21 protein-coding genes and 1 pseudogene are annotated in these 26,899 nt (G+C 68.3%); 4 read left to right on the top strand and 18 right to left on the bottom strand.

All coding sequences use genetic code 11. The annotated features are described in order from the left end of the window. Nucleotides 1-8: 8 nt before the first annotated feature. The 3 genes from ACQPYS_RS17695 to ACQPYS_RS17685 are packed head-to-tail and all read right to left on the bottom strand — an operon-like array spanning nt 9 to nt 3,420. Nucleotides 9-1,334, bottom strand: a complete 1,326-nt coding sequence (locus ACQPYS_RS17695) for an MFS transporter (protein WP_063035078.1) — start codon at nt 1,332-1,334, stop codon at nt 9-11. Further along, a complete protein-coding gene (locus ACQPYS_RS17690; protein WP_431937670.1) occupies nt 1,331-2,398 on the bottom strand; it encodes a dihydrodipicolinate synthase family protein in 1,068 nt (355 codons plus the stop codon). The genes ACQPYS_RS17695 and ACQPYS_RS17690 overlap by 4 nt, the downstream gene beginning before the upstream one ends. Continuing rightward, nucleotides 2,398-3,420, bottom strand: a complete 1,023-nt coding sequence (locus tag ACQPYS_RS17685; protein ID WP_063035076.1) for an epimerase — start codon at nt 3,418-3,420, stop codon at nt 2,398-2,400. The genes ACQPYS_RS17690 and ACQPYS_RS17685 overlap by 1 nt, the downstream gene beginning before the upstream one ends. A 92-nt stretch (nt 3,421-3,512) precedes the next feature. Between ACQPYS_RS17685 and ACQPYS_RS17680 the strand changes: the two genes are divergently transcribed. The 3 genes from ACQPYS_RS17680 (at nt 3,513) to ACQPYS_RS17670 (ending at nt 7,864) form a co-directional block, all read left to right on the top strand. Further along, on the top strand, nt 3,513-4,871 hold the full coding sequence (locus ACQPYS_RS17680; protein ID WP_433490219.1) for an L-serine ammonia-lyase: 1,359 nt from the start codon (nt 3,513-3,515) through the stop codon (nt 4,869-4,871). Beyond that, a complete protein-coding gene (locus ACQPYS_RS17675) occupies nt 4,855-6,105 on the top strand; it encodes a hypothetical protein (RefSeq protein ID WP_433490218.1) in 1,251 nt (416 codons plus the stop codon). Before ACQPYS_RS17680 ends, ACQPYS_RS17675 begins: the two co-directional genes overlap by 17 nt. A 505-nt stretch (nt 6,106-6,610) precedes the next feature. Further along, the gene (locus tag ACQPYS_RS17670) at nt 6,611-7,864 is read left to right on the top strand and encodes an alpha/beta hydrolase family protein (RefSeq protein WP_433490217.1); all 1,254 of its coding nucleotides are present in this window, start codon (nt 6,611-6,613) and stop codon (nt 7,862-7,864) included. A 173-nt stretch (nt 7,865-8,037) separates the two neighbouring features. Here the strand turns inward: ACQPYS_RS17670 and ACQPYS_RS17665 are convergent. Continuing rightward, a pseudogene (locus ACQPYS_RS17665) lies at nt 8,038-8,178 on the bottom strand (GNAT family N-acetyltransferase); the annotation flags it as partial. 295 nt (nt 8,179-8,473) lie between these two features. Between ACQPYS_RS17665 and ACQPYS_RS17660 the strand changes: the two are divergent. Continuing rightward, nucleotides 8,474-8,779, top strand: a complete 306-nt coding sequence (locus tag ACQPYS_RS17660) for a hypothetical protein (RefSeq protein ID WP_174551666.1) — start codon at nt 8,474-8,476, stop codon at nt 8,777-8,779. Nucleotides 8,780-8,825: 46 nt separating this feature from the next. On the opposite strand, the gene ACQPYS_RS17655 is transcribed toward ACQPYS_RS17660, so the two are convergent. From ACQPYS_RS17655 to nuoE, 14 genes are all read right to left on the bottom strand, one after another. Beyond that, entirely contained in the window at nt 8,826-10,016 is a 1,191-nt protein-coding gene (locus ACQPYS_RS17655; protein WP_063035070.1) for a Dyp-type peroxidase, read from the bottom strand. Further along, nucleotides 10,009-10,515, bottom strand: a complete 507-nt coding sequence (locus ACQPYS_RS17650; protein ID WP_063035175.1) for a copper chaperone PCu(A)C — start codon at nt 10,513-10,515, stop codon at nt 10,009-10,011. The genes ACQPYS_RS17655 and ACQPYS_RS17650 overlap by 8 nt, the downstream gene beginning before the upstream one ends. Nucleotides 10,516-10,759: 244 nt before the next feature. Beyond that, on the bottom strand, nt 10,760-11,287 hold the full coding sequence (locus ACQPYS_RS17645; RefSeq protein ID WP_433490216.1) for a hypothetical protein: 528 nt from the start codon (nt 11,285-11,287) through the stop codon (nt 10,760-10,762). A gap of 148 nt (nt 11,288-11,435) precedes the next feature. Continuing rightward, nucleotides 11,436-13,076 (bottom strand): MDR family MFS transporter, encoded by a 1,641-nt coding sequence (locus tag ACQPYS_RS17640; RefSeq protein ID WP_433490215.1) that lies wholly within the window; start codon nt 13,074-13,076, stop codon nt 11,436-11,438. Next, nucleotides 13,069-13,626, bottom strand: coding sequence for a MarR family winged helix-turn-helix transcriptional regulator (locus tag ACQPYS_RS17635; RefSeq protein WP_433490214.1), 558 nt, complete (start codon nt 13,624-13,626; stop codon nt 13,069-13,071). Before ACQPYS_RS17635 ends, ACQPYS_RS17640 begins: the two co-directional genes overlap by 8 nt. 523 nt (nt 13,627-14,149) lie before the next feature. Beyond that, nucleotides 14,150-15,772: an NADH-quinone oxidoreductase subunit NuoN gene (gene nuoN, locus ACQPYS_RS17630; RefSeq protein WP_431937678.1), complete on the bottom strand. Its 1,623-nt coding sequence runs from the start codon at nt 15,770-15,772 to the stop codon at nt 14,150-14,152. Next, nucleotides 15,762-17,384 (bottom strand): NADH-quinone oxidoreductase subunit M, encoded by a 1,623-nt coding sequence (locus tag ACQPYS_RS17625; RefSeq protein ID WP_433490213.1) that lies wholly within the window; start codon nt 17,382-17,384, stop codon nt 15,762-15,764. The genes nuoN and ACQPYS_RS17625 overlap by 11 nt, the downstream gene beginning before the upstream one ends. Continuing rightward, a complete protein-coding gene (gene nuoL / locus ACQPYS_RS17620) occupies nt 17,381-19,267 on the bottom strand; it encodes an NADH-quinone oxidoreductase subunit L (RefSeq protein ID WP_433490212.1) in 1,887 nt (628 codons plus the stop codon). Before nuoL ends, ACQPYS_RS17625 begins: the two co-directional genes overlap by 4 nt. A 152-nt stretch (nt 19,268-19,419) precedes the next feature. Then, entirely contained in the window at nt 19,420-19,719 is a 300-nt protein-coding gene (gene nuoK, locus ACQPYS_RS17615) for an NADH-quinone oxidoreductase subunit NuoK (RefSeq protein WP_030519458.1), read from the bottom strand. Continuing rightward, the gene (locus tag ACQPYS_RS17610; RefSeq protein WP_433490211.1) at nt 19,716-20,567 is read right to left on the bottom strand and encodes an NADH-quinone oxidoreductase subunit J; all 852 of its coding nucleotides are present in this window, start codon (nt 20,565-20,567) and stop codon (nt 19,716-19,718) included. The genes nuoK and ACQPYS_RS17610 overlap by 4 nt, the downstream gene beginning before the upstream one ends. Beyond that, nucleotides 20,564-22,381: an NADH-quinone oxidoreductase subunit NuoH gene (gene nuoH / locus ACQPYS_RS17605; protein WP_433490210.1), complete on the bottom strand. Its 1,818-nt coding sequence runs from the start codon at nt 22,379-22,381 to the stop codon at nt 20,564-20,566. Before nuoH ends, ACQPYS_RS17610 begins: the two co-directional genes overlap by 4 nt. Further along, entirely contained in the window at nt 22,374-24,830 is a 2,457-nt protein-coding gene (locus ACQPYS_RS17600) for an NADH-quinone oxidoreductase subunit G (protein WP_433490209.1), read from the bottom strand. The genes nuoH and ACQPYS_RS17600 overlap by 8 nt, the downstream gene beginning before the upstream one ends. Next, on the bottom strand, nt 24,827-26,155 hold the full coding sequence (nuoF, locus tag ACQPYS_RS17595) for an NADH-quinone oxidoreductase subunit NuoF (RefSeq protein WP_433490208.1): 1,329 nt from the start codon (nt 26,153-26,155) through the stop codon (nt 24,827-24,829). The genes ACQPYS_RS17600 and nuoF overlap by 4 nt, the downstream gene beginning before the upstream one ends. After that, nucleotides 26,152-26,865, bottom strand: a complete 714-nt coding sequence (gene nuoE, locus ACQPYS_RS17590) for an NADH-quinone oxidoreductase subunit NuoE (protein WP_433490207.1) — start codon at nt 26,863-26,865, stop codon at nt 26,152-26,154. The genes nuoF and nuoE overlap by 4 nt, the downstream gene beginning before the upstream one ends. Nucleotides 26,866-26,899 lie beyond the last annotated feature (34 nt).

Raw genomic sequence — 26,899 nt, 5'->3', positions numbered from 1 at the left:
GATCTCCCTCACTTCATATCGACGTCCCGCGTCTCCGGACTGAGCACGGCACCCACGACGGTCAGGAGTCCACCGAAACACAGCAGCGCCACCGCCGTGTACGGCAACGGCATGAAGGCCGACAGCCCGCTCTGGATATAGGCGTAGAAGGCGGGAATCACCATGCCGAGCGAATAACCGAGACCGTACCCCGAAGCCCGGACACCGAGAGTGAACCGCTCGGTGAGGTAGGTGGTCAGACAGCCCCACGGCACACTGATCAGGACCGTCACCGAGATCAGCAGCAGCAGGACCGTGCCGAAACTGTGCACGGTCCCGGAGGCGATGAAGGTGTAGGGCACGGGTGCGACGAACAGGCACAGCAACCCACCCGCGATGAGCATCGGTCGCCGGCCCACCTTCTGCGAGAGCAGACCGCTGCCCATGTACACCGCCACCACGATCGCGTTCGCGATGACGAGCGCCAGCGTGGTGGCATTGGGACTGAGTTCGGCTTCGCTCTTCATCAGGCCGGGCAGGACGGTGGTGAGCATATAGCTGGTGAACCACAGGCCGGTGGTAAGGACGAACACCTGCAGGAAGTCGCGGCCGGACCGGCCCTTGAACAGTTCCAGCAGCGGGGTCTTCACCTTCTCCGACTGCTGCCACTCGTCGCTGTCCTCGACATTGCGCGCGTACCAGATCGCGAAACCGACCGACAGCACCGCGCCCACGAAGAAGGGGATCCGCCAGCCCCACTGCACGTAGGCCGAGTCGATACCCTGGGCCGGCATGATCTGCAGGAGACCGAGGGTGATCAGCGCGATCGAACAGTAGGCAAGCGGGAAGCCGGTGGAGATGATCGCCCCGTTGAGGCCGCGGCGTTCTTTCGCGCTCTGTTCCAGCGCGGTCGGGGTGGCGGAGGTGTATTCACCGCCGAGGAACACTCCGTCGATGAAGCGCAGCGCGATCAGTAGGATCACGGCGAGGATGCCGATCTGCTGATAGCCGGGCAGCAGGCCGATCGCCATGGTGGTCACACCGAAACCGGTTACCGAGACGACAGTGATCCGGCGCCGCCCGAATTTATCGGCCAGATGTCCGAACAGCATCGCGCCCAGTGGTCGGCCGATCAGGGTCGCGGCGAACACCGACCCGTTGATGAGGGCGGTGGTCCCCGCCGATACCCCGGTGGCCTGGAAGTACACCGAGGCCGGGGCGAGCACGATCACCGGGAGATAGATATCGAAGAGGTCGACGTAGAAGCCGAGCCAGGCCCCGAACACCGCTTTCTTCGCCCGGCTGCCCTTCTCGGCACCCGGCAACGCGGGCGCCTCGACTGCGGTCGATCTCATGACATCCATCCTTCTGATCCGGCGGCGATGAAGCCGTCCTCGGCGCGCAACCATTCGTACGCGTCGGAGATTCGGGTGAGTTCGGCGGCCTGGCCGTCGGAAAGGCCTTCGTCGGGGTCGAGACACCAGGTGCCCGCGAGCAGTCCCTGGCGCCGGAGCACTTCGTGTACCCCCGCGATCACCCCGGCGAAGTCGTTGCGCACATCGAACACCGCGGCATTGGCGTCGGTGACCGCCGCCGCCAGCGACAGCGCCCGGGTGCGCGCCTGCGCGTCGCCCGCCCAGGCCCGCGCGACGAGTTCGTGCAGTTGTACCGCGGCCCGGGTCCACACCGCCCAGTGACCGAGCAGACCACCGACGAAACGCCGGGACACCGGCCCGTCCGGACCGGGCAGGTCGTAGGGGGTCAGCAGGTCGGCGACGATATTGTCGTCGTTGCCGGTGTAGAGCGCGACCTGATCACCGCGCCCGGAGTCGACGATGCCCTGAACCAATTCGAGAGTGCGGTAGCGGTCGAACGGGGCCGCCTTCACCGCAATGGTGGAATCCTGGTCGGCCAGTCGCCGCCAGTACTCCCGCGGCAGGTAGCGGCCGCCCACCGCTTCCTGGAGATAGAACCCGATCACCGGCAGGACCTCGCCGACCGCGGCGGAGCGGTCGAGCAGATACTCGAGGTCCCGGTCGGCGAGGCCGCCGGGGGAGACGAGTACCGCGCCGTACCCGAGTTCACGGGCCAGTTCCGCCTCGGCCACGGCCTGGCCGGTGGGTCCGGCGACACCGGCGATGCGCAGGAAGGGGCGGTCGGCGGCTCGCGCGTCGAGTTCGGCCGCCGCGAGTTCCAGGACGGGCCGGAGCAGACCGATCTCGGGGCGGCGGATCTCGAACTGCGTGGTATGTACGCCGACCGCGATCCCACCGGCACCCGCGTCGACGTAGTAGCGGGTGAGCGCGCGCTGACGACGTTCGTCGAGGTGGCGGGTGCTGTCGAGAGCGAGCGGGTGCGCCGGGATGACGGTGCCCCGGTGCAGCAACGCGTGCTCGGCCGCGGATAACTGTCCGCGCATCAGAACTTCCCGTCGCGTCGCTCGAATTTGGTGGGCTTGTTCCACAGCTGTCCGCCCGCCCCGATCCAGGCGGCCTGCATCCGGATCAGTTCGCCCAGGGTGCGGTCGGGATAGCCGAAGAGGGTGTGGCATCTGGTGGCATTGCTGAGCAGGCTCGTCTCTCCTTCCACGCCGGTGAAGACCGGTGTGACGCCGAGTTCTTCGCCGAGCCGGGTGGCGATACCGCGCACCGAAGCGGTTTCCGGACCGGTCAGGTTGAGCAGGAAGGGGCTCGTGTCGGCGTGACCGAGAGTGCGCAGGACGACTTCGTTGGTGTAGCGCTGCCACACCACGTTCACGGCGCCGATCGACAGGTCGACCGGCTCACCCGCGTGTACCCGGCGCGCGATATCGGAGACCACGCCGTAGCGCGGTTCGCATGCGTAGTTCAGCCGGACCAGCGCGACACGGGTGCCCCGGGTGCGGGCGCCATGGGTGAAGACCTGTTCCCGGCCGCGGCACGTGATGGCGTACTCGCCGACCGGTCCGGTTTCGTCGGTTTCCACCGGACCACCCGTCATCGGAGAGCTCAGCGGATAGACATTGCCGGTCGACAGCGCGGTGATCCGGGAGTGTGCGTACCGGCGCGCGACATAGGCGGGCAGCACGGTGTTGGTCATCCAGGCTTCGTCGGTATTGGTGGAGGTCCCGAATTTCGCGCCCACCAGGAAGACCACGTTGCTCGCGTCCGGAAGCGCGTCCACCGCCGCCGGATCCGATAAATCGGTCGTGACCGTATCTATTCCGGTCGCTTCGATACGCGCCCTGGACCCCTCATCGGTCCAGCGCGACGCGGCCAGCACCCGCACCTCCTTGCGTCCCGCCTCGTCCAAGGCGCGACGTGCCATGGTGGCGACACCGGTCCCTATTTTTCCGCCCGCACCCAGGACGATCACATCGCCCTCCCATGTGGCGGCTTCCGCGACCAGCCCCGCACCCGGCCGGCCGAGCTCCCGCTCGAGCTCCTTCTCATCCGCGAACATCAATCGGCCCTTCTTCGGATGGACTATTTCGGTCAGGACCGTAATAATGGGCGACTGTGGGGGAAAGTGCAATAGGAAGGAGTCGCCGGACCGTGACCGTGAGCGTGTTCGACCTGTTCTCGATCGGTATCGGGCCGTCGAGTTCACACACCGTGGGCCCCATGCGGGCCGCGGGTATGTTCGTCGCCGAACTCGGGACGACCACGGACCTGACGCGAATCCGCCGGGTCCGCGTCCTGCTGTGCGGTTCGCTCGGCGCGACCGGCCGCGGGCACGGATCGGATTCCGCGGTGATCGCCGGCCTCCACGGCGCCGATCCGGAAACCGTCGACCCCCGGCAACCGGCCCGGCTGCACGCGGCGGTCACCGCGACCGGCCTGCTCGGCCTGCCCGGCGGGCATACGATCCCGTTCACCGAGGCGGATCTGGTACTCGACGGTTCGATCCGGCACCCCGGCCATCCCAATGCCGTGATATTCACCGCCGACCTCGTCGACGGCACCCGACGCGAGCGGACCTACTTCTCGATCGGGGGTGGATTCGTCACCGATGCCGCGGCCCCGCCCGAGTCGCCGGACGAGGTCGTGGTGCCCCACCCGTTCCGGTCCGGTGCCGAACTGTTCGCCCGCACGGCCGAAACCGGCCTGCCCGTCAGCGCTCTCGTGCTGGCCAACGAACGAGCGCTGCGGCCGGACGCCGATATCGTCGCGGGCCTGGACCGCATCTGGTCGGCCATGCGCGACTGTGTGGCCGCGGGCCTGCGCACCGAGGGGCGGCTCCCCGGGCCGATGGCCGTCCGCCGCCGCGCCCCGGACCTGGCACGCCGGCTCGCCACATCCGGCGCCGGTGCCGACCCCCTGCACCGACTGGACTGGGTGAACGCCTATGCCATGGCCGTGAACGAGGAGAACGCCGCCGGGGGCCGCGTCGTCACCGCCCCCACCAACGGCGCGGCCGGTATCGTCCCCGCGGTACTGCACTACTACGACCGCTTCGACCCGGGCGCCGATGCGGCGGGGATCCGGCGTTTCCTGCTGACCGCTGCGGCGATCGGTGCGCTGTACAAGGGGAATGCCTCGATCTCCGGCGCCGAGGTCGGCTGTCAGGGGGAGGTCGGGTCGGCGTGCTCCATGGCCGCCGGTGCCCTGTGTGAGGTGCTCGGCGGTACGCCGGCTCAGGTCGAGAACGCCGCCGAGATCGCGATGGAACACAATCTCGGACTCACCTGCGATCCGGTCGGCGGATTCGTCCAGATCCCGTGTATCGAACGCAACGCGGTCGGGGCCGTCCAGGCCATCAATGCCGCGCGGATCGCCCTGGCCGGTGACGGTACACATCGGGTCAGCCTGGACACTGTCATCGAGACAATGCGCGAAACTGGAGCGGACATGCAGTCCAAGTACAAGGAAACATCGATGGGGGGCCTCGCCGTCAATGTCGTCGAATGCTGAGCACGCCTACCGGATCGGCGTGGTCGGACCGTCGGATCTGGTTTCCCTGGTCAAACGTGTTGCCGCACTGGAATTCACCGATCATCGCGTCGTACCGCTGACCTACCGCAACGAGGCGCAGGCGGTGGAGGTGATCTCGGCCCGCCCCGACGTGGACGCCCTGCTGTTCACCGGTGTCATCCCCTACACACTCGCCCACGCCGCCGGGGTGCTCACCGAACCGGCCGCCTATATCGACTACACCGGAGCGACTCTCTACGGCGCCCTGGTGGAGCTGATGTCGGCCGGGCACGATCCGGCCCGTATCTCCATCGATACGCTGGCCCGCCCGCTGGTGGTCGAGAGCCTGTCCCATGTCGGGATCGCCACCGCCGATATCGCCACCGCCGAGTATCGCCGGGGTACCGATGTGCGGCGCTTCGCGCAGTTCCATCGCGACCACGCCCGCACCCGGCCGGGCGCGGTCGCCATCACCTGTGTCCGGTCGGTGTACGACCTGATTCGCGACGACGTCTACACGATCCGCCTGGCCCCCGCGATCGCCTCCGTGCGCACCGCGCTCGAAACGGTGACCATGGAACTCGCGGGCCGGATCTCCTCCGATGCCCAGGTCGTCCTCGGCATGATCGAACTACCCGAGCCGGACGACCGGCTCGCCGTCGATATCCGCGCGCTGGCCGGCAGCCTGTTCCCGGTCGGCCCGGCAAGCTATGTACTGGTCAGCACCCGTGGTGTGCTGGCCCAGCACACCTGCGACTGGACGGTCATGCCGCTGCTCGAACAACTCGCGCAACGGCACCACTGGGTGCGGATCGGGTTCGGTGTGGGCCGATCCGCCGCCGACGCCGAGGCACTGGCCCGGCGGGCGGTCGAACGATGCCGTACCGCGGGCCCGTTCACCGCGATCATATCGGTGGGTTCCGGCCGCGACTTCGTGATCACCGAGACCGAGTCCGATCCCACCCGGGCCGAGGAACCGGTGAGCCTGCACGTCGCCGCCCACCGGGCCGGGCTGTCCCGGGCGACACTGGTCAAACTCGAGGCCGCCGTCGCCGCCCACCCCGGCGGCGAGGTCACCGCGGCGGATATCGCCACCGCCCTGGGCATCGAACGCCGTTCGGCGCGCCGGACATTGAAACAGCTCGAACGGTCGGGTCTGGCGCAACCGGTCGGCACCGTCGGCAGTGGCGCCGGGCGTCCGGCCGTGCGCTACGCGGTGCGCCTGGAGTCGTAACGGCGCGCCCGGATCCGATCCTGTTCTCTGCCGAGGTGGGTGAGGACGGCCCGGCGTTGCTCGAGTCGGGCGACACGAGTTCGACAGCGTCGCGCGATCGCGGCGGAGCCTTGGATCGCACGCCGCCCAACTCGTCTCGGTTACGGTGCCGGCCGGACGGGCACCCGGCCGGCCGCGTCCCTGGTCGACCGGTCACCGCGGCGGGTTTCCGGCCGAGGTTGTGTGCTCGGCCCCCTCGGCCGAGTGGATCACCGGGCGACTCGGCCGGTAGTGGATGCTCGCTCGTTCGGCGCCGGTGCCCGTGGACGATCGATCTCGCCGGCGTCTGGTGGCGTTCTCGGACAAACCCTGCGGTAATCATTGCTGGTCCGCGATGATTACCGCAGCGGTTTCGTCCAGCAACCGCCCATTCATGAAGACTCACGCCACTACGCTGTGAGGGCGCTGGCCGATCTTGTAGGGTTCCGGCCAACAGTAGCGTGGTTTGGGGGTTGCGTTGACGCGCATGAAGTTACGGCGATTCGGGCTCGTGTTGGCTGTCGTACTGGCGGCCGTCACAGGTAATGCCGGTGTGGCGTATACCGACCCGGCGCCGCCGGCCGCGGCGGTGGCGCTCACGCTTCCTGCCCCGACCGGGCCGTATTCGGTGGGTGTCACCGAAGTGCATCTGGTCGATTCCGGCCGCGCTGACCCGTGGCATCCGGATGAGCGGCGGGAGTTGATGGTCCAAATCTGGTACCCCGCCGCCGTGGATCGCGGAGCGCCGGCGGCGCCATGGATGCCGTCCGGCGGCCGACAGGCGCAGAACGCCTATCTCGACGAACTCGGAGTACCCGAGGGAAGCTGGATTCTCGCGCCCAGCCACAGCCACCAGGACGCGCCGGCCCTGACCGGTCACGGCCGGTTTCCGATCCTGCTGAATTCCCCGGGAATGACCGACACCACCGGCTGGAGTACCGCCCAAGCCGAGGATCTCGCCGGCCACGGCTACGCGGTGGTGGCCATCAACCACACCCACGAAGCGTTCTCGGTCCACTTCCCCGACGGCCGGGAAACAGTGACCGAGGTGGCGCTGGACTCTCCGCAGGAAGTGCTGCGCGACCTCCTGTTACCGACCCGGGTCGCCGATACCCGGTTCGTGCTGGACCGGCTCGCCGAAGCCGCCGGCGGCCCCGACTCTCAACAGGTACTCCCGCCTGCACTGGCCGCCCGCCTGGATCTGTCGAAGGTCGGGATGTTCGGCCATTCACTCGGCGGATCGACTACCGCCCAGGCGATCCACGACGATCCCCGGCTCCGCGCCGGAGCCAACCTCGACGGCCCCATCCTCGGCTCGGTCGCTTCCGACGGCCTCGACCGGCCGCTGCTGATGCTGGCCAGTGGGAACTATCCGTGGTCGGATGATCCGGGCTGGCAGCCGGGCTGGCCGAACAACACCGGGCTGAAAATCCCGCTGCGTATGGAAGGCACCGAGCACATGTCCTTCTGCGACCAGCAAGCGATTCTGCCGCAACTCGCCGCGGCCGGTCTTTTACCCGCGGACACCGTGACCCGGACCGTTGGCGGTATCGACCCGGACCGGTCGATCGACCTGCAGCGCGACTATCTGCGCGCCTACTTCGACGCCGCCTTCGGACGGATCGGAACGGATATCGTCGGAACCATCACCGGCCTGGCGCAACCCGAAATGCTGCCCCACCCCTTACCCGATCGATTCGACACCGAGGTCGGCCTGTTCGGATCCGGCGGTCGGGGATGAGAGATTATCCGATGATCCCTAATCCTGCTGGGACGCTCACCCGGCTGGCGTCTGTGTCGGGGTGATACCAGGTAGAGCAGTCGTCCTTTGCTGTCTGTACCGACGCTGTGGTGCTGCATGCCGATCCGGGTCGCGACGCGTTGCGAGGCGGTGTTGTGTGGGCGGATGGTTGCCCAGATCCGCGGTATGCCGCTGGACAGCGCTTCGTCGAGGACAGCCTGAGCAGCTTCGCCGGCCAACCCCTGCCCCTGACGGGACCGGCGGATCTCGTAGCCGATCTCGGGCTCATCAGGGCCTGTGCGACCGGCGAACACGCCACAATTTCCCAGCAGTAGACCCGTGACGGACAGTTCACCAGCGCGGCCGGTTCCGCAGGCTGGTGCGTCGATGCCGTCCGGGAGAACCCGTCGTCGGCTACTGACATCGCGTGTCGCCTGTTCCTGACACGGTTGTCGTATCCGCAGGCCAGACCGCTGACCTTTCCATGTCGTGCCAACAGTCGGCCGCCCGATGCCCGAATGTCCCACGGACACCGTATTTGGCAGGATCTTGCACGTGAACGTGTCACAAATTGTCTACAACGTCGTAGTCGTCACCCATCTGCTCGGTATGGCAGCGGTGGTCGGCGGATATGCCGCCGGTCGGCCCACCGTGAACGCGGTGATGGTCTGGGGTGCCCGGGCGCAGCTCATCACCGGGGTGGTGCTGGTCGGCCTGGCGGAGTCGTTGACCTCCCTGGACAAAGATCTGAACATGGTGAAGATCGGGGTCAAGCTGGTGATCTCCGTGCTGGTGGCCGCCTTCGCCGAAATGAGCCGGGCCGACGTCAAGCGCGGCAAGGATCCCACGTGGATGCCGGATGCCGCGGGCGGTCTGGCGATCGTGAATGTGCTGATCGCGGTGCTCTGGACCTGATCCGGATGGCCGATGCCGATGTCCGGCACCGGCATCGGCCACCGGCTCACGTTTCGAACAGGGTCTGGCCGATGTACTCGTCGGCGCCACGGGCTCCGGGCGGCACGGCGAACACCGCCGAGCCGATCGGAGTTGTCCAGACGTTGAGTGCGTCGAATTCGGCCAGCCGCTGCTGGACGGGCAGGAACTGGGTCAGCACATCGCGCTGGTAGGCGGCGAAGAGCAGGCCGGAATTCGAGATCGCAGCCGGGTCCGGGGCGTCGTCGTAGTTGTAGGCGCGCCGGAGGAATCGTTCACCGTCGTGCCGGTGATGGGCGCGGGCGATATGCGACGACGGTGGAATCACCGCGATCCCGTTCGCGTCCACCGCGGTGAAATCCGGTTCGTCGAATTCCTCCGTACCGGTCAGCGGTGCGCCGGTGCCGAGAGTCCGGCCGACGGTGAACTCCCGGGCGGCGGGGTCGATCTCGTCCCAGGTGTCCAACGTCATCGCTATCCGGCGCACTACGAGCGAGGTCCCCCCGGCAAGCCACGGGTGCGCAGCCCCGTCGTCCCACACCAGCCGATCGAAATCGGGACCGGACGTGAGATTCGCGGTGCCGTCGATCTGGCCCATCAGATTCCGGGGCGTGCCACCGGGCGGACCGTCCCGGAAGCCGCGCTGCACCCAGCGCACCGACATCAGCGATCGCACGCTCCGGCACAGCACCCGCACCGCGTGCGACACCGTCGTCTGCTCCTCGGCGCATACCTGCAACAGCAGGTCCCCGCCGCAGTAGCCGGGGTCGAGCCGGTCGATGGGAAACGGCGGTAACGGCGCCAGCCAGGGTGGGCGCCGCGCCTCGAGCCCACAGCGTTGGAAAACCGTGGCGCCCAGCCCGATCGTGACAGTGAGCCGGGCGGGCCGTGCGGCCAGTTCCGGTTCGGTATCGGCCAGGGCGGGCCGACCCTGGGTGAGTCGGGCGGCGTCGTCGGTCCAGATCCGCAGGGCGCCCACGATATCGTCGCGCGCGGTCCCAGGACGCAGATCCATGGCGACGAAGGTGGCGTGGGCCTGCGGCGTGGTCGCGATTCCGGCCTGGTGGGCGCCGTGGAACGGTTCGGTCGCCGGGCCTGTGGCGCCGGACCCGCGCGCCCCGGCGAATACCGCCGCACCTACTCCGAGTCCCACCGCACCGGCGGCGCTGCCGCCGAGGAAGCGGCGCCGGGCCACCCCGGGCCGGGCGCGCTCAGTCACTGTGCGCGGGCGGTTGGGCCCCGCCGTCGGGCCGGTAGTCCTCCTGGTTACCGGAGAAATCACGCACCTGCGCGGTGAAGGTGGTGGCGGATCCGTCCGAGAAGGTCAGGGTGATCGGGGCATCGGTTCCGGTGCGCAGGGCACCGTGCAGGCCGATGAACATGATGTGCTCCCCGCCCGGCACCAGACTCAGTTCGCCGCGGGCCGGGATGACGAAGCCGCCTGCCCTGGGGCGCATGAACGGTGTTCCGCCGCTGTCGGTGGCCACTTCGTGCAATTCGACTGTGGCGGAGACCGGACTGCTCGCCGCGACGACCGTGACCTCCCGGTCGCCGGCATTGTGCAGTTCACCGAATGCGGCCGACATGCCGCTGTCGGCGGCCTTGGCCCACTGGTCGCTGATCGTCACCGAATCGGCGGCGGTGGCCGGGACGTCGCCTGCCGAAGAGCAGCCGAGGATCAGTAGTGGCGCCGCGGTCGCCGCGGCGACCGCGCGCAGGACACGGAAGGGGGAGGCGTCCGCAGGGGACGCCGGAGGACGAAATGGCATGGGTCTACTCCGATCGAGGACGGGATGTGCCGACGCGGCCGCAGCCCGGTACCGACGACGGTCGTCGGCGCACACCGGCGCCGACGCGGGCCGGTGTGCCGCGTCGTGCGGGGCAGTGGTGAACGGGCTTGTCGACGCGTGGTCGCCCGGGCACCGGATCCGGATACGCATCGGGGAGCCGCGGGCGAAAATGCTAGGCGGGCAGCAGGGGCGGTCCGCGGGTCCCGGACCCCGAGGACAGGAGTGGGTGCCGGGCCGCTGGCTGATCCGACTCCGCGACGGCTGTGGCGCGCGGGAGTGAGAAGCCGCGGAAGGCGTGCTCGCGCAGTGCTTTCTGCAGCCGCGAGACCGCCCAGCGGACGGCACGTTCCGCGGTATGGATGAGTACGGCGCCCACCGGAATCGCCAGCAGATGCGCCGCCAGCATCGGTGCATTCGGTATCACGCCGTGGTGGTGCCCCGGGGCGACGGCGAGCGCGCTGTGGCCGATCGTCTGCCCCAGCGCGAGCAGCGCCATCAGTGACACCGGTCCGTGTCCCGGGCGCAGTGAGAACGCCAGCGCACCGGCGAGCGCGCACCCGGCCGACAGCAGGACGGTCGCCGTGCATCCGAGCGTGACCACACCGCCACCGGCCGCGTGGGCGGCGATACTCACCGTCGCCGACGCCGCGCCCACGAACGCGCCGCGCAGGTGCGCGGGGGTCGGTCCGGAGGCTGGCACGCTTTGATACTACGCCCGGTCGTAGGGCATCGGTCACCGGCGCGGCCGGGGGAGAACCGCGGTGCCGGTGTGGGATCCGGCAGCCGGCACATACGGAGGACCCCGGGTATCACTGCGATACCCGGGGTCCGGTGGACGTGTTACCCGCTCAGCTCTGCAGCGCGGGTTCCCGGCGAGGGAATTCGCCGAACTCTGCCTCGTCGATCCGGTCCGGCTCGTCACCGGAGCCCATCGGGTCGAGCTCCGGATCGATATCGACCGTGCGGCGCAGCGGGCGGTTCGGCAACAGTGTGGTCGCCAGGAGCGCGACCGCCGCCGCGACCGCGGCGATCAGGAAGATCCGGCCGGTCGCGTCGCCGTAGGAGGTGCGCACGATGGTGGCGACCGGTGCGGGCAGGCTGTCCAGATCGAGATTGCTGCCGCCACCCGAGGAGGTCTGGATACCCAGCCGGGCGAATCCCTGGGCCGACAACTCGCCGACCCGGGTCGCCAGAACCGAACCCAGCACCGAGACCCCGATGGCGCCGCCGAAGGTGCGGAAGAAGGCGACGTTGCTGGAGGCCGCGCCGATATCGTGCACACTCACGGTGTTCTGTACGGCCAGGACCAGGTTCTGCATCATCATGCCGACGCCCAGGCCCACCACCGCGATGTACGCGCCGACCAGCCATAGGTTGGTTTCGTGGTCGAGCGCGGAGAGCAGCGCGAAGCCGAACACGAGCAGTGTGGCGCCGCCGACGACGAATCCCTTCCACTTACCGAACCGGGTGATCAGCTGGCCCGAGACCACCGAGGAGACGAGCATGCCCGCGACCATCGGGATGGTCAGGATGCCGGCGATCGTCGGTGAATAACCGCGCGAGGTCTGGAAGTACTGGCCGAGGAAGGTGGTCGCACCGAACATGCCGATACCCACCGCGACGGAGGCGATGATCGCCAGACCGGTGGTGCGCTCGGTGACGATCCGCAGCGGCACGATCGGCGACTTCGCGCGTGCCTCCACCCAGGCGGTCGCCGCGAGCAGTGCCACGCCCGCCGCCACGTACAGCAGCGATTCCCGGGAGAACCACTCGTAGTAGCCGGCCTTCCCCGCGAAGGAGACCCAGATCAGCAGAATCGAGACACCGGCGGTCATCAGGACGGCGCCGAGCCAGTCGATGGACACATCGTCCTTACGCTCGGTGGGCAGCCGGAGCGTGCGCTGCAGCAGGAACAGTGCGATGAGCGCGAGCGGTACGCAGACGAAGAAGCACCAGCGCCAGCCGAGCGGGCTGTCCACGATGACGCCTCCGAGAATGGGTCCGCCCGACATGGATACCGCCATCACCGCGCCCATATAACCGGAGTACCGGCCGCGTTCCCGCGGTGCGACGATACTGCCGATGATGGCGACGACGAGCGCGGTCAGCCCGCCCATCCCGATGCCCTGGACGACGCGGGCGGTCAGCAACAGCGTCACATCGTGGGCGAACCCGGCGAGGACCGAGCCCGCCACGAAGATGACGATGGCTGTCTGGACCAGGACCTTCTTGTTGAAAAGGTCGGCGAGTTTGCCCCAGATCGGGGTGGACGCCGCGTTGGCCAGCAGCGCGGTGGTGATCACCCATGCGTAGGCGGTCTGCGAAGCCTGTAGATCGCCGATGATCGTGGGCAACGCGGTCGCCACGATCGTGGTACTGAGCAGCGCGGTGAACAGTGCGGCCAGCAGCCCGGTGAGCGATTCCAGGACCTCACGGTGGCTCATCGCGTAGGGGTCCCGCCGCGTCACCGCCTCGACTGGACTAGACATCTATTTCCTGACTTTCTTTGGATTCCGGCTCGTGTTGTTCGGTGACGCTGCGCTGCGTATCCGCCGACGATGAGCTGTGCGGAAGTTTCTGGTTGTCGGTCGCGGCGTCGCGACTGTCCCGGGCGATGAGTCGGCTCCGGAGAATGTGCAGGATCTGGTGGGCGTGTTCGGAGTCGTCCACGCTCCAATCGGCCAAGACCTCCTGCAGGCCCCGGACCCGTGATTCCCGGATCCGGGCCAGTAGTTCGTGGCCGGCGGGAGAGATCTCGACGCGGATGGCTCGTCCGTCGCTGGGATCGGTATTGCGCAGGACGTAACCGTCGGCGACCAGTTCGGTGATGTGCCGGCTCATGGCCGAGGCGCTGATACCTATCTGGGTGGCCAGGTCGACCTGCCGGCACGGGCCGGCCGATTCCAGGTTGACCAGGACGCTGATCCCGCCCGGCAGCAGCCGGCCTTCCTCGGGTTGCGCGAGGGATCGGCGGAGCGCTCGACTGATGAGGAACAGTTCGTCGAGGATGCCCTGTGCGGTGTCGGGGGGAACTCCCATGCGTGCTCCAGACCTTATTAGTTGCTTGCGCTAATCAACTATAAGTTTGTTGCTTGCGCTAATCAACAAATAGAAGGTGTGCGCGTGCCCACATATGGATCGGGGACAACGCGCGCTTGGGCGAAGTACACGCCCGTGTTCCGCCGTCATTCACCGCGTACGGCCCATCGTGACCCTGTGGTTCGATCCGCGGCCGGCGGCTCTACGTGATATGACTCCGTGGTTTCGGGCAGTCACGCGGTCTGCCGCGCCAGTGCCCCGCAGACCGTGGCCCTCCCGTCCGCCGGCGCCGCTGTCTGACCGCGGGTTCATACGACGTGCCGCGGCGGCGCGGGCTGCGCGATGCGATACCGCGACGGCGCCGGTCGCCTACCGCCGTCTGTGGTCGGCGAGCCACGCGTCGGTGGGGAGCTGGCCGCCGGGTGCCGGCCCGGATCCGCCCGGAGCCGAAGTCGCCGCGTGGTCGGCAGGATCCTCACGGCCGAGCGCGGCGATCCGGAAACCGGAGGCGGAGGGCTTCGGTCTACCGCACGAATTCCCCGGCACGGCCGGCGAGATCCAGCAGTGGTTGCGGAAGGATGCCGAAGATCAGCGTGGCCAGCGCCGCGATGCCCGCCACCGTGGTCGCCGCGGGTGGACCGGCGACCACGGGTGGGTCGGCCGGCGGATCGGTGAAGAACATCAACACGATCACCCGGACATAGAAGAACGCGGCGACCGCACTGGCCAGGACACCGACGATCACCAGCAGACCGGCGTCACTGCCGGCCGCGGCCTGGAATACCGCGAACTTCGCGACGAATCCCGCCGTGATCGGGATACCCGCGAACGACAGGAGCAGGAGCGCGAACATGGTGGCGAGCCACGGGGCCCGGCGGCCCAGCCCGGCCCAGCGCGCCAGCGCCGTCGCCTCCGTCCCGTCGGCATCGCGCACCATGCTCACGATCGCGAAGGCGCCCAGGGTGCCCAGGCCGTAGACGAACAGATAGAACAGAGTCGCGGCGATGCCGCGGGCGTCGGCGGCGACCAGCGCGGTGAGCAGGAACCCGGTATGCGCGATGGACGAATAGGCGAGCATCCGCTTCATATCGGTCTGCGTGATCGCCAGGATCGCGCCGACCACCATGGTGGCCACCGCGACGGCCGCCAGTACCGGCCGCCAGTCGTCGGCAATATCCGCCACACCGACGGACAGCACACGCAGCAGGGCGCCCAGCGCGGCGATCTTGGTCGCCGCCGCCATGAACGCGGTGATCGGCGTCGGTGCGCCCTGGTACACATCGGGCACCCATGCCTGGAACGGCACCGCGCCGACCTTGAACAGCAGACCCACGGCCAGCATGGCCACACCCAGCAGCGCCAGGGTCGGCGTGCCGGTCTCGGCGGCGAGCGCGTCGGCGATTCCGGCAAGCCGGACCGTGCCGGTCTGGCCGTAGAGCAACGCGACCCCGTACAGGAAGAACGCCGAGGAGAACGCGCCCAGCAGGAAGTACTTGAGCGCCGCTTCCTGGGAGAGCAGCCGGCGCCGCCGGGCCAGACCGCACAGCAGGTACAGCGGCAAAGACAGCACCTCGAGCGCGACGAACATGGTGAGCAGATCGTTGGCGGCCGGGAACAGCAGCAGACCGCCCAGCGCCAGCATCAGCAGCGGGAAGACCTCGGTGGGTGTGATGCCCGCGGTCGCGGCCGACCGCTCGGCCCCGCTGCCCGGGACCGCGGAGGCCTGCGGGGTGAAGGCGTCCATTCCATAGTCGGGGGTCGCGGCGGCGCGGCTCCAGGTCCCTGGACCGGAGCGCGGCCGGGGCAGCGGCCCGCGTTCGGCGACGAACAGTACCGACAGGATGCCGACGATCAGCAGAGTGCCCTGCAGGAAAAGAGTGACCCCGTCGACCGCGACCGCGCCGACCGCGGCCGTCGTCGCGGTCCCGGACAGCAGAAGTACAGCGACCAGGGCGGCCCCCAGGGCCGCCAAGGTCAGGACCAGCTGTGCGGGATACCGCCACGGGCGCGGGAAGAACGCGTCCACCAGTACACCCACCACAGCCGCGCCGAACACGATGAGGATCGGCGCCAGCACGTGGTATTCGATACTCGGCGCCGGTACGGTCGCGGCCAGGACCGCGCCGGCGGACAACTCAGCGCTCATGATGCACACCTCCGGGGTTCGCCGCCTCCGGCCGGGCCGGGACCGGCGGTGCGGGATCGACACTGCCGACCGTGGTGAGGGTCTGGGTCACCGCCGGGTCGATGAAATCCAGTACCGGCTTCGGATAGACGCCGAAGAAGATCAGGGCACCGAGTAGCGGCACCACGACCACGAGTTCGCGCGGCACCAAATCACGGATACGTTCGCTGCCCTCGCGTACCGGCCCCGTCATCATCCGCTGGTACAGCCACAGCACATAGATCGCCGCCAGGACCAGCGCGGCGGCGGCGATCACCGCGGCCACCCGATACCTGCTGAATGTGCCGATCAGAACCAGGAATTCGCTGACGAACGGGGCGAGTCCGGGCAGGGAGAGGGTGGCCAGACCGGCGATGAAGAACGTGCCGGCCAGTACCGGCGCCACTTTCTGCACTCCGCCGTAGTCGGCGATCAGCCGGCTGCCGCGCCGCGAGACCAGGAAACCGGCCACCAGGAACAGCGCCGCCGTGGACAGGCCGTGATTGACCATGTAGAGGGTCGCGCCGGTCTGGGCCTGACTGGTCATGGCGAAGATACCGAGCACGATGAAACCGAAATGCGAGATGGAAGTGTAGGCGATAAGGCGCATCACATCGGTCTGGCCGATGGCCAGCAGCGCACCGTAGAGGATGCCGATCACGGCCAGCGTGATCACCAGCGGCGCGTAGGTGTCGACCGCGGTGGGGAACAACAGCAGACAGTAACGCAGCATCCCGAAGGTGCCGACCTTGTCGACCACCGCCATCATCAGCACCGCGCTCGCCGGGGTCGCCGAGACGGCGGCGTCCGGCAGCCAGGTGTGCAGCGGCCACAGCGGCGCCTTGACCGCGAACGCGAACATGAAACCGAGGAACAGGGCGTTGAGCACCGCCGGTCCGGCGCCGAGCTGTCCGGAGTTGGCGGCCGCGACGACCGTGCGCAGGTCGAAGGTACCGGCGCCGTCCGCGCCGAGATCCTGCTGGACGGTGAGGACATAGAGGCCGATCACCGCGGCGAGCATGATCAGGCCGCCGAAGAGGTTGTAGAGGAGGAATTTGACCGCGGCGCGGGAACGCTGCTGCCGGACCTGGGCATCGTCGGTACGTGGCCCGAAACCGCCGATGAGGAAGTACATCGGGATCAGCATTGCCTCGAAGAAGACGTAGAACAGCAGGATGTCCAGGGACAGGAACGACACCAGCACCATCGCCTCCACCAGGAGGGTGAGCGCGATATAGGTGTGTGCCACCCGTTTCCCGGTGCCGACCTCGCGGTCGTCGTGCCAGCCGGCGATGACCAGCAGCGGGACCAGACCCGCCGTGAGCAGCACCAGGACCAGCGCGATCCCGTCCACGCCGAGGGTGTACCCGGCGCCGAACGCCGGTATCCAGGTGTGGGATTCGACGAACTGGAACTGCTCGCCGCCGGGTTGGAAGGCCGCTGCCACCCCCAGCGCCACACCGAAGGTGGCCACGGTGAACAGCAGCCCGACCCAGCGGGCCAGTAGTCGCTGCGCGGCCGGCAGCAAGAGTACGACCGCCGCGCCCACCACGGGCAACAGCCAGAGCACAGACAACCAGGGCACGGCGCTCACCAGATCCTCACGGCCAGCAGGGCTGCGGCCACCAGGGCCGCGCCGGCGAACATGGACAGGGCATACGAACGGACGAAACCGGTCTGGATCCGGCGGGCCCGTGCGGACAGGCCGCCGATGACGGCGGCGGTGCCGTTGACGAGACCGTCGATCCCGCGGTTGTCGAGGAAGACCAGGGCGCGGGTCAGGTGGCGGCCGGGCCGCATGAAGGCGGCCTCGTTGACGGTGTCTCCGTAGAGATCGCGGCGCGCGGCCACGGTCAGCGCGGTCACCTCCCGCGGTGCGCTGTCGGGCACCGCGCTGCGCCCGTACTGCCGGTAGGCGACCGCTACGCCCACCGCCACCACCGCGAGGGCGAGCCCGGTGATCACCGGTACCGGAAGTATCGGTTCACCGTGGTGCTCGCCGACGACCGGTGCCAGCCAGTTCTGCAGCGAGGATCCCCAGACGAAAACCGCTCCGGCGCCGAGAGATCCGAGTGCCAGCAGGATCATCGGACCCGTCATCACGGCGGCGGATTCGTGCGGGTGGGTATCGGGTTTCCAGCGGCGTGCGCCGAAGAAGGTCAGCAGCATCACCCGCGTCATATAGAAGGCGGTGAGTCCGGCGCCGAGCAGGGTGACGGTGCCCAGGATCGGACCGGCGGCGCCTTCGGCGGCGAAGGCCGCTTCGATGATGCGGTCTTTGGAGAAGAACCCGGCGAACGGCGGCACACCGATGATAGCGAGATATCCGAGACCGAAAGTGATGTAGGTGATCGGCAGCAGGGTGCGCAACCCGCCGTAGCGCCGCATATCGGTTTCGTCGTTCATGGCGTGCATGACCGAACCCGCTCCGAGGAACAGGCCGGCCTTGAAGAAGCCGTGGGTCAGCAGATGCATGATGGCCACCGCGTAGCCCGCGGGACCGAGGCCGACGGCCAGCACCATGTAGCCGATCTGGCTCATGGTGGAGGCGGCCAGCGCCTTCTTGATGTCGTCCTTGGCACAACCGATGATCGCGCCGAACAACAGGGTCACCGCACCGACCACCACCACCGCGACCCGGGCGGTGGGCGCGAGATCGTAGAGCGGATTCGAGCGGGCGATCAGGTACACACCCGCGGTGACCATGGTGGCGGCATGGATGAGCGCCGACACCGGGGTGGGGCCCTCCATGGCGTCCCCGAGCCACGATTGCAGTGGTACCTGGGCGGATTTACCGCAGGCGGCCAGCAGCAGGAACAGGCCGACGGCGGTCAGTGTGGCGTCGCTCGCCCCCGGGGCGCCGGCGAACACCGCACCGAAATCGAGGGATCCGAAGGTGGCGAACATGATCATCATGGCGATCGCCAGGCCCATATCGCCGACCCGGTTGACCACGAATGCCTTCTTGGCAGCCGTGGCCGCCGTCGGTTTGTGGTACCAGAATCCGATCAGCAGATATGAGGCCAGACCGACGCCCTCCCAGCCCAGATACAGCACCAGGTAGTTGTTCGCCAGTACCAGCAGCAGCATGGCCGCGAGGAACAGGTTCAGGTAGGCGAAGAACCGGCGGCGGCCGGGATCGTGGCTCATGTATCCGACGGAGTAGATGTGGATGAGCGAGCCGACGCCGGTGATGAGCAGGGCGAAACAGATGGACAGCTGGTCCAGTGCGAGCGCGAAGTCGACGCGCAGCCCGGCTATCGGGACCCAGCTGAACAGATCCAGTGCCACCGCGCGATCGGCGCCGGAACGGCCGAGCATCCCGAGGAAGGCGAGCACCGCCACCACGAACGAGGCCAGTGCGGTCATGGTGGCGAGCAGATGACCCCACGCGTCGGAGCGACGCCCGGTCAGCAGCAGTACGGCGGCGCCGGCCAGCGGCAGGGCGGGCAGCAACCACAGTGTTGCGGTATCCACGTCAGTGTCCTCTCGACATGTTCGGGAGGGCTGCGTGGTGACGCTGCGCTGCCTCCTCCGCGCTTGACCCGAACATGTCAGGTCCTTTCGGCATGCTCGGGAGCGCTGCGTGGTGACGCTGCGCTACCGCCTCCGTGTTTGACCCGAGCACGTCAGAACTTCAGCAGGTTGGCGTCGTCGACCGAGGTCGAGCGGCGGGCACGGAAGATGGTGACGATGATGGCCAGACCGACCACGACCTCGGCCGCGGCGACCACCATGGTGAAGAAGGCGAAGACCTGGCCGTCGAGATTCGCGTGCATCCGCGCGAAGGTGACGAACGCGAGGTTCACCGCATTGAGCATGAGCTCGATGCACATGAAGACGATGATCGCGTTACGTCGCAGCAGCACGCCCGCGGCGCCGATGGTGAACAGTAGCGCGGACAGGAACAGATAGTTCTCGGGATTCACCGGATACCTTCCTCGTCGGCCGGGCGGGTGGCGCGGGCGTCGTCGGGTCCGGGGGTGGACGCGGAGCCGACCGAGAGCACCGCCGCATCGGTGAGTGCCTGGGTGCGGCGGTGTCGCAGAATGGTCGACACCGACAGCTCCTCGAAGGATCCGTCCGGGAGCCGCGCCGGGATGTCCACCGCGTTGTGCCGGGCGTAGACACCGGGAGTGGGCAGCGGGGTGGGCCGGTGCCCGGCGTCGCGGAACCGCCGGCGCGACAGTTCCCGCTGGCCGAGTTTCGGACCGAACTTCTCCCGATGCGCCAGCAACATGGCACCGATGGTGGCGGCGATCAACAGGGCGCCGGTGAGTTCGAAGGCCCAGACGTAGCGGATGAAGATCAGTTCGGCCAACGCGCCGATCACGTCACGACCGGGGAAACCGGTGGCGGGGAATTCGATACCGGAATTGCGGACGCCATGCGCGATACCCGTGCACAGCAGGATCCCGAAGCCGACGCCGACCACTCCGGCGGCGATCCGCTGCCCGCGCAGCGTCTCCCGCAGCGATTCCGCCGAATCGACGCCCACCAGCATCAGGACGAACAGGAACAGCATCATCACCGCGCCGGTGTACACCACGATCTGCACGACTCCGAGGAACAGCGCGTCCTGAGCGATGTAGAACACCGCCAGCGTGATCATGGTGGCCGCCAGACAGATCGCCGAGTGCACGGCCTTGGCCGCGAAGACCATACCGAGCGCGCCGAGCACCGCCAGCGGTGCGAGGATCCAGAACTGGACCGTTTCACCCGTGCCGGCCGCGGTAAGCGGGGCGGCGGCCAGCAGGGCTGTTTCGGTGCCGGTCATCGCTTGCCTCCCGGCGCGGTCTCGGCGGTGGGCCGCTGTGTCACGGGGCCCACCCGGCCGAGGTAGTAGTCGGCTTCCGTGCTGCCCGGCTGCATCTCGTGCGGCGGGGCCTGCATCTCCGGCTCCAGCGGGGCGAGCAACCGGTCCTTCTCGTAGATGAGATCGGCGCGGTTGTCGTCGGTGAGTTCGTACTCGTTGGTCATCGTCAGCGCCCGGGTCGGGCATGCCTCGATGCACAGGCCGCAACCGATACAGCGCAGATAGTTGATCTGATATACCCGCCCATAGCGTTCACCGGGGGAGAAGCGCTCCTCGTCGGTATTGTCGGCGCCTTCGACGTAGATCGCGTCCGCTGGGCAGGCCCAGGCGCACAGCTCACAGCCGATGCATTTCTCCAGGCCGTCGGGATGCCGGTTGAGCTGGTGGCGTCCGTGGTAGCGCGGCGCGGTGGGGACCTTCTCCTCGGGATAGAACTCGGTATTGGGCTTCTTGAACATGGTGAGCGCGGTGACCGCGAAACCCGCCAGCGGTTCGAAGAGCCCGGGGGACGAGGTGATGGTCGAGGTCCGCTCCGGCAACGGCGGGGTCGGGAATCCCAGGAACACCTGGTTTCCCCCCGGGGCACCCGGTACAGCGCTCCCCACCGGTAGATCGTCCTCGGGACCGAACTCGGGCGCGGTGGCCGGTGCGTTTCCGGCCCGCAGGAACAGCCCGATCAGGAGCCCGGTGAGCAGCAGGCCACCGATCACCAGAATCGGGGTGCGCACGGGGTATCCCTCGAGATCGAGAACCCGCGCGGTGGCCACCACCATCACCCAGGCCAGCGAGGTCGGGATGAGCAGTTTCCAGCCCAGGCTCATGAACTGGTCGTAGCGCAGCCGCGGCAGCGTCCCGCGCAGCCAGATGAACACGAACAGGAACATCCAGACCTTGGCGGTGAACCACAGCAGCGGCCACCAGCCCGAATTCGCGCCCTCCCACAGGTTGACGGGGAACGGGGCCCGCCAGCCGCCGAGGAACATGGTGGTCGCCAGCGCCGAGACCGTCGCCATGTTCACGTACTCGGCGAGCATGAACATTGCGAACTTCAGCGAGGAGTACTCGGTGTGGAACCCGCCGACGAGCTCGCCCTCGGCCTCGGGCAGGTCGAACGGCGCCCGGTTGGTCTCCCCGACCATGGAGATGCAGTAGATGAGGAACGACGGCAACAGCAGGAATACATACCAGGTGGGCTGCTGGGCGGCGATGATGCCGGAGGTCGCCATGGTGCCACCGAGCAGGAACACCGCCCCGAAGCAGAGCGCCATGGAGATCTCGTAGGAGATCACCTGCGCGGTGGAGCGTAGCCCGCCCAGCAGGGGATAGGTGGAGCCCGAGGCCCAGCCGGCCAGCACGATCCCGTACACACCGATCGAGGTGACCGCGAGGATATAGAGAACACCGACGTGTAGATCGGTGAGCTGCAGGGCGGTTCGCTGCCCCAGGATCGAGACCTCCGGTCCGAACGGGATCACGGCGAAGGCCAGGACGGCCGAGACGACCGAGATGATCGGCGCGAGCACGAAGATGGGTTTGTCCACGATCGCGGGGACGATATCTTCCTTGAACGCCATCTTCACGCCGTCGGCGGCGCTCTGCAGCAATCCCTTGGGGCCCACGCGGTTGGGGCCGACCCGCATCTGCATCCAGGCCACGACCTTGCGTTCGATCAGCACCCCGAACAGCACGGTCAGCAGCAGGAATACGAAAATGGCGACGGCTTTTGCGGCGACCAGCCACAGCGGGTCGTGACCGAAGAGGGACAGATCAGTCATGGTCGGATACCTCCGTCCGCTGGTCGGCGCGTCGTAGGGTCACGACGTCGCCCGGTCGGGCGCCGAGATCGGTGTGGATCGAGCATCCGGGTGAGTTCATGGGAAGCCATACCACCCGGTCCGGCATGTCGGTGACGACCAGCGGCAGAGTCACGGCGCCGTGCGGGGTGGTGACGGTGATCGGATCACCCTCGGCCGCCCCCACCTCCGCCGCGGTCGCCGCCGACAACCTGGCCACCGGCGGGCGCGCGATACCGGCCAGATTCGCTTCGCCGTCCTGCATCCGGCCCCGGTCCAGCAGCATCCGCCAGCTCGCCAGCACCGCGGTACCGGGTTCGGGGCGGACGGGCGGCGCGGCCGGCCGTCCGGGGGGTGCGACCGTGGCACCGGTCCAGGGACCGAGACGGTCGAGTTCGGCCCGTGCGGCGGCGGTATCGGGAAGACCGAGCGTTACTCCCACTTCCGCCGCCAGACTGTGCAGCACCCGCAGATCGGACAGCGGTGCGGCGGTGCGGCGCACCGTGCTGGCGGTCAGCGCCGCGGCGAACGGACGTGGGCGGCCCTCCCAGGTGCGGAATGTGCCGGATTTCTCCATCGCCGTGGCCACCGGGAACACGACGTCGGCGTATGCGGTGACTTCACTGTGCCGCTGTTCCAGCGAGATCACGAAATCGGCGGCCCGCAGGGTGGCCCGCGCCGCGGTGGGATCGGGCAGGTCGGCGAGTTCGATACCGCCGACCACCAGCGTGCCCACCGTCGCGGTGCCGTCGAGAACCGAAGCGGTATCCCGGCCGGGAGAATCGGGCAGATCGGTGACACCCCAGATCTCGGCCACCTGCTGCCGGGCGTCGGGGTCGGTGACGGGCCGGCCCCCCGGGAGCAGACCGGGTAGCGCGCCGGCCTCCACCGCGCCGCGTTCGCCGGCCCGCCGCGGCACCCAGGCGAGCGCGGCGCCGGTATCGGCGGCGAGCCGGATCGCCGCCGACAGCGCACCGGGGGCGGTCGCCAGCCGTTCGCCGACCAGGATCACCGCGCCGGGTTCCCGCAGCAACCGCGCCGGGCCGGGTTCGGCGCCGGGTTCGATCAGCTCGGTGAGGATCCGGGCCTCGCTGCCGGGGACCGCCGGGACCAGAGTGCCGGACATCCGTTCCAGCCCGCGCGACGCGTGGGCGGCGATCGAGAACACCGGCACCCCGCCGGTCCGGGCCGCTTTACGCAGCCGCAGGTAGACGATGGGCGATTCCTCCTCCGGTTCGAACCCCGCCAGGAGCACGACCGGTGCCTTCTCCAGACTGTCGTAGGTGACGGTGCCGGTGTGCCCGGCGACCCAAGCGCCCAGGAATTCCGCTTCCTCCGCCGTCTGGGCCCGGGCTCGGAAGTCGATATTGTTGGTGCCCAGTACCGTCCGCGCGAATTTGGCGTACGCGTACGCCTCCTCCTCGGTGATCCGGCCGCCGGGCAGCACCGCCGCGTTACCCACGCCGGCGCGCAGACCGCGCGCGGCGGCCGCGAGCGCCTCGGACCACGAGCACGGTGTCAGCGCCCCGTCGGCGCCGCGCAGCAGCGGGTCGGTGATCCGATCGCGTTCACCGGTGTAGGCGAATGCCCAGCGTCCCTTGTCGCAGTTCCATTCCTCGTTGACCTCGGGATCGTCGCCGGCCAGTCGGCGTAGGACCTTTCCGCGTCGGTGGTCGGTGCGCTGGGCGCAACCGGAGGCGCAGTGCTCGCAGACATTCGGGCTGGAAACCAGGTCGAACGGGCGGGCCCGGAACCGGTAGCTGGTACCGGTGAGGGCACCGACCGGGCAGATCTGCACGGTGTTACCGGAGAAGTACGAATCGAGCGGCTCGTGCGCGGCGGTCCCGACCTGCTGTAGCGCGCCGCGATCGAGTAGCTCGATGAACGGGTCCCCGGCGATCTGTTGGGAGAAACGGGTACAGCGCGCGCACAGCACGCACCGTTCACGATCGAGCAGGACCGCGGTCGACAGTGGAATCGGTTTCGGGTACTTGCGCTTCTCCCCGTCGAAGCGGGTCTCCGCCCGTCCGGTGGACATGGCCTGATTCTGCAGCGGGCACTCCCCACCTTTGTCGCAGACCGGGCAGTCGAGCGGATGGTTGATCAGCAGCAGTTCCATCACACCCTCCTGCGCTTTCTCCGCGGCCGCGGAATCGAGCTGGGTGTGCGCCACCATGCCCTCGGTGACCGTCATGGTGCAGGAGGCCACAGGTTTTCGCTGACCTTCGACCTCCACCAGGCACTGCCGGCAGGCACCGACCGGGGCGAGTAGCGGATGATCGCAGAACCGGGGGATCTGGATACCGATCAGTTCGGCGGCGCGAATGAGCAGGGTGCCGGCCGGGACGGCGACGGTGGTGCCGTCGATCGTGACGGTGACCAGGTCGGCCGGCTGTAGATCGGCGGAATCGGAACGGACGGTGGCGGTCATCGGATCCCCTCTCCGGCTGCGGATCCGGCCCAGGCGGTCGTGCGGGCCGGATCGAACGGGCAGCCGCCGTGTGTCATATGCGCGAGGTATTCGTCGCGGAAGTACTTCAGCGAGGACATGATGGGGCTGGCCGCGCCGTCGCCGAGCGCGCAGAAGGACTTGCCGTTGATGTTGTCGGCGATATCCAGAAGTTTGTCCAGGTCGGTGGGTGTGCCCTGGCCCGATTCGAGCCGGGTCAGTAGTTGGACCAGCCAGTACGTACCCTCCCGGCACGGGGTGCACTTACCGCAGGATTCGTGGGCGTAGAACTCGGTCCAGCGCAGTACCGCACGGACCACGCAGGTGGTGTCGTCGAAGATCTGCAGTGCCTTGGTACCCAGCATCGATCCCTGCGCCATCACATTCTCGTAATCCAAGGGCACATCGAGATGTTCGGCGGTGAACAGCGGGGTCGAGGAACCGCCGGGCGTCCAGAACTTCAGCTCCCGCCCCGCGCGGACCCCGCCCGCGTACCCGAGCAGTTCGCGCAGCGTGATGCCGAGCGGCGCCTCGTACTGGCCGGGCTTCGCGATATGCCCGGACAGCGAGTACAGCGTGAAACCGGGTGATTTCTCGCTGCCCATGGAGCGGAACCAGGCGGGGCCGTTGCGGATTATCGGCGGCACACTGGCGATGGATTCGACATTGTTCACCACGGTCGGGCTGGCGTACAGACCCGCGACCGCCGGGAACGGCGGGCGTAACCGGGGCTGTCCGCGCCGGCCCTCCAGCGAATCCAGCAGGGCGGTCTCCTCACCGCAGATGTAGGCGCCGGCGCCGGCATGCACGGTGAGCTCCAGATCGTAGCCGGAGCCGAGGATATCGCGGCCCAGCAGCCCGGCGGCGTAGGCGTCGGCGACCGCGGCCTGCAGCCGGCGCAGTACCGGCACCACCTCACCGCGCAGATAGATGAAGGCGTGCGCGGCGCGAATGGCATAGGCGGCGATGATCACCCCCTCGATGAGCGAATGCGGCGCCGCGAGCATGAGCGGGATGTCCTTGCAGGTGCCCGGTTCGGACTCGTCCGCGTTCACCACCAGGTAGTGCGGTTTCGTCGAGCCGTCGGGTTCGGGGCCCTGCGGTATGAAACCCCATTTCATACCGGTCGGGAACCCGGCCCCGCCGCGGCCGCGCAGCCCGGCGTCCTTGACCGTGGTGATCACCTGGTCCGGCGTCATGCCGAGCGCGATCGGCAGCGCTTCGTATCCCCGGTGGGCCCGGTAGGTGTCGAGGGTCCAGGAATTCGGCAGATTCCAGTACTTGCTGAGGACGGGCGTCAGGGTCATCGGGCACCCTCTTCGTCCGGTACCTCCGGGGCCCGCATACCCTGCTCGCGCGCGGTTTCCAGGCCGGTGAGCGTCGGGGCGCCCGGCTCTCCGTCGAGTACGCCGGGCCGGGTGTCCGGAAATCCGGCGAGTATCCGCGCGGTGTCCCGGAAGGTACACAGCGGCGCGCCGCGGGTCGGGGTGACGGTACGGCCCGCGCGGAGTGCGTCCACCAGTTCACGGGCCGATCCCGGGGTCTGGTTGTCGAAGAACTCCCAGTTCACCATGATCACCGGCGCGTAATCGCAGGCCGCGTTGCATTCGATGTGCTCGAGGGTGATCGCTCCGTCGTCGGTGGTCTCGCCGTGCGCGATCCCCAGGTGTTCGCGCAGTTCCGCGAGGATGGCATCGCCCCCGAGGACCGCGCACAGGGTGTTGGTGCAGACGCCCACGTGGTAGTCGCCGGTGGGGGTGCGCCGGTACATGGAGTAGAAGGTGGCGACGGCGGTCACCTCGGCACCGGTGAGCCCGAGCAACTCCGCGCAGAACTCGATCCCGGTACTGCTGACATAGCCCTCTTCCGACTGCACCAGGTGGAGTAGCGGTAGCAGCGCCGAGCGGGGCTGCGGGTACCGTGCGATGATCTCCTTCGCGTCCGGTTCGAGCCGGGCGCGGACACCGTCGGGGTAGGGCTGCGGCCGAACACTCAGGCGCAACAGGATCTCGCTCATCGCTTCTCCTTCGAAGCCGGTGCGTGCGGTCCAC

This window comes from Nocardia grenadensis, from assembly GCF_050942415.1.
Lineage (GTDB): Bacteria > Actinomycetota > Actinomycetes > Mycobacteriales > Mycobacteriaceae > Nocardia > Nocardia grenadensis.
The sequence above is the reverse complement of the archived record's forward strand: the minus strand, read 5'-3'. Positions and strand labels throughout refer to the sequence as shown.

Bases quoted from the DNA above. Each gene is read 5' to 3' on its own strand.
- ACQPYS_RS17660 (WP_174551666.1), top strand. From the start codon at position 8,474: ATGGCAGCGGTGGTCGGCGGATATGCCGCCGGTCGGCCCACCGTGAAC.
- ACQPYS_RS17640 (WP_433490215.1), bottom strand. From the start codon at position 13,076: ATGTCTAGTCCAGTCGAGGCGGTGACGCGGCGGGACCCCTACGCGATG.
- nuoF (WP_433490208.1), bottom strand. From the start codon at position 26,155: ATGACCCTGACGCCCGTCCTCAGCAAGTACTGGAATCTGCCGAATTCC.
- ACQPYS_RS17635 (WP_433490214.1), bottom strand. From the start codon at position 13,626: ATGGGAGTTCCCCCCGACACCGCACAGGGCATCCTCGACGAACTGTTC.
- nuoH (WP_433490210.1), bottom strand. From the start codon at position 22,381: ATGACTGATCTGTCCCTCTTCGGTCACGACCCGCTGTGGCTGGTCGCC.
- ACQPYS_RS17675 (WP_433490218.1), top strand. From the start codon at position 4,855: ATGTCGTCGAATGCTGAGCACGCCTACCGGATCGGCGTGGTCGGACCG.
- ACQPYS_RS17600 (WP_433490209.1), bottom strand. From the start codon at position 24,830: ATGACCGCCACCGTCCGTTCCGATTCCGCCGATCTACAGCCGGCCGAC.
- ACQPYS_RS17670 (WP_433490217.1), top strand. From the start codon at position 6,611: ATGAAGTTACGGCGATTCGGGCTCGTGTTGGCTGTCGTACTGGCGGCC.
- ACQPYS_RS17695 (WP_063035078.1), bottom strand. From the start codon at position 1,334: ATGAGATCGACCGCAGTCGAGGCGCCCGCGTTGCCGGGTGCCGAGAAG.
- ACQPYS_RS17690 (WP_431937670.1), bottom strand. From the start codon at position 2,398: ATGCGCGGACAGTTATCCGCGGCCGAGCACGCGTTGCTGCACCGGGGC.
- ACQPYS_RS17610 (WP_433490211.1), bottom strand. From the start codon at position 20,567: ATGACCGGCACCGAAACAGCCCTGCTGGCCGCCGCCCCGCTTACCGCG.
- nuoE (WP_433490207.1), bottom strand. From the start codon at position 26,865: ATGAGCGAGATCCTGTTGCGCCTGAGTGTTCGGCCGCAGCCCTACCCC.
- nuoN (WP_431937678.1), bottom strand. From the start codon at position 15,772: ATGAGCGCTGAGTTGTCCGCCGGCGCGGTCCTGGCCGCGACCGTACCG.
- ACQPYS_RS17685 (WP_063035076.1), bottom strand. From the start codon at position 3,420: ATGTTCGCGGATGAGAAGGAGCTCGAGCGGGAGCTCGGCCGGCCGGGT.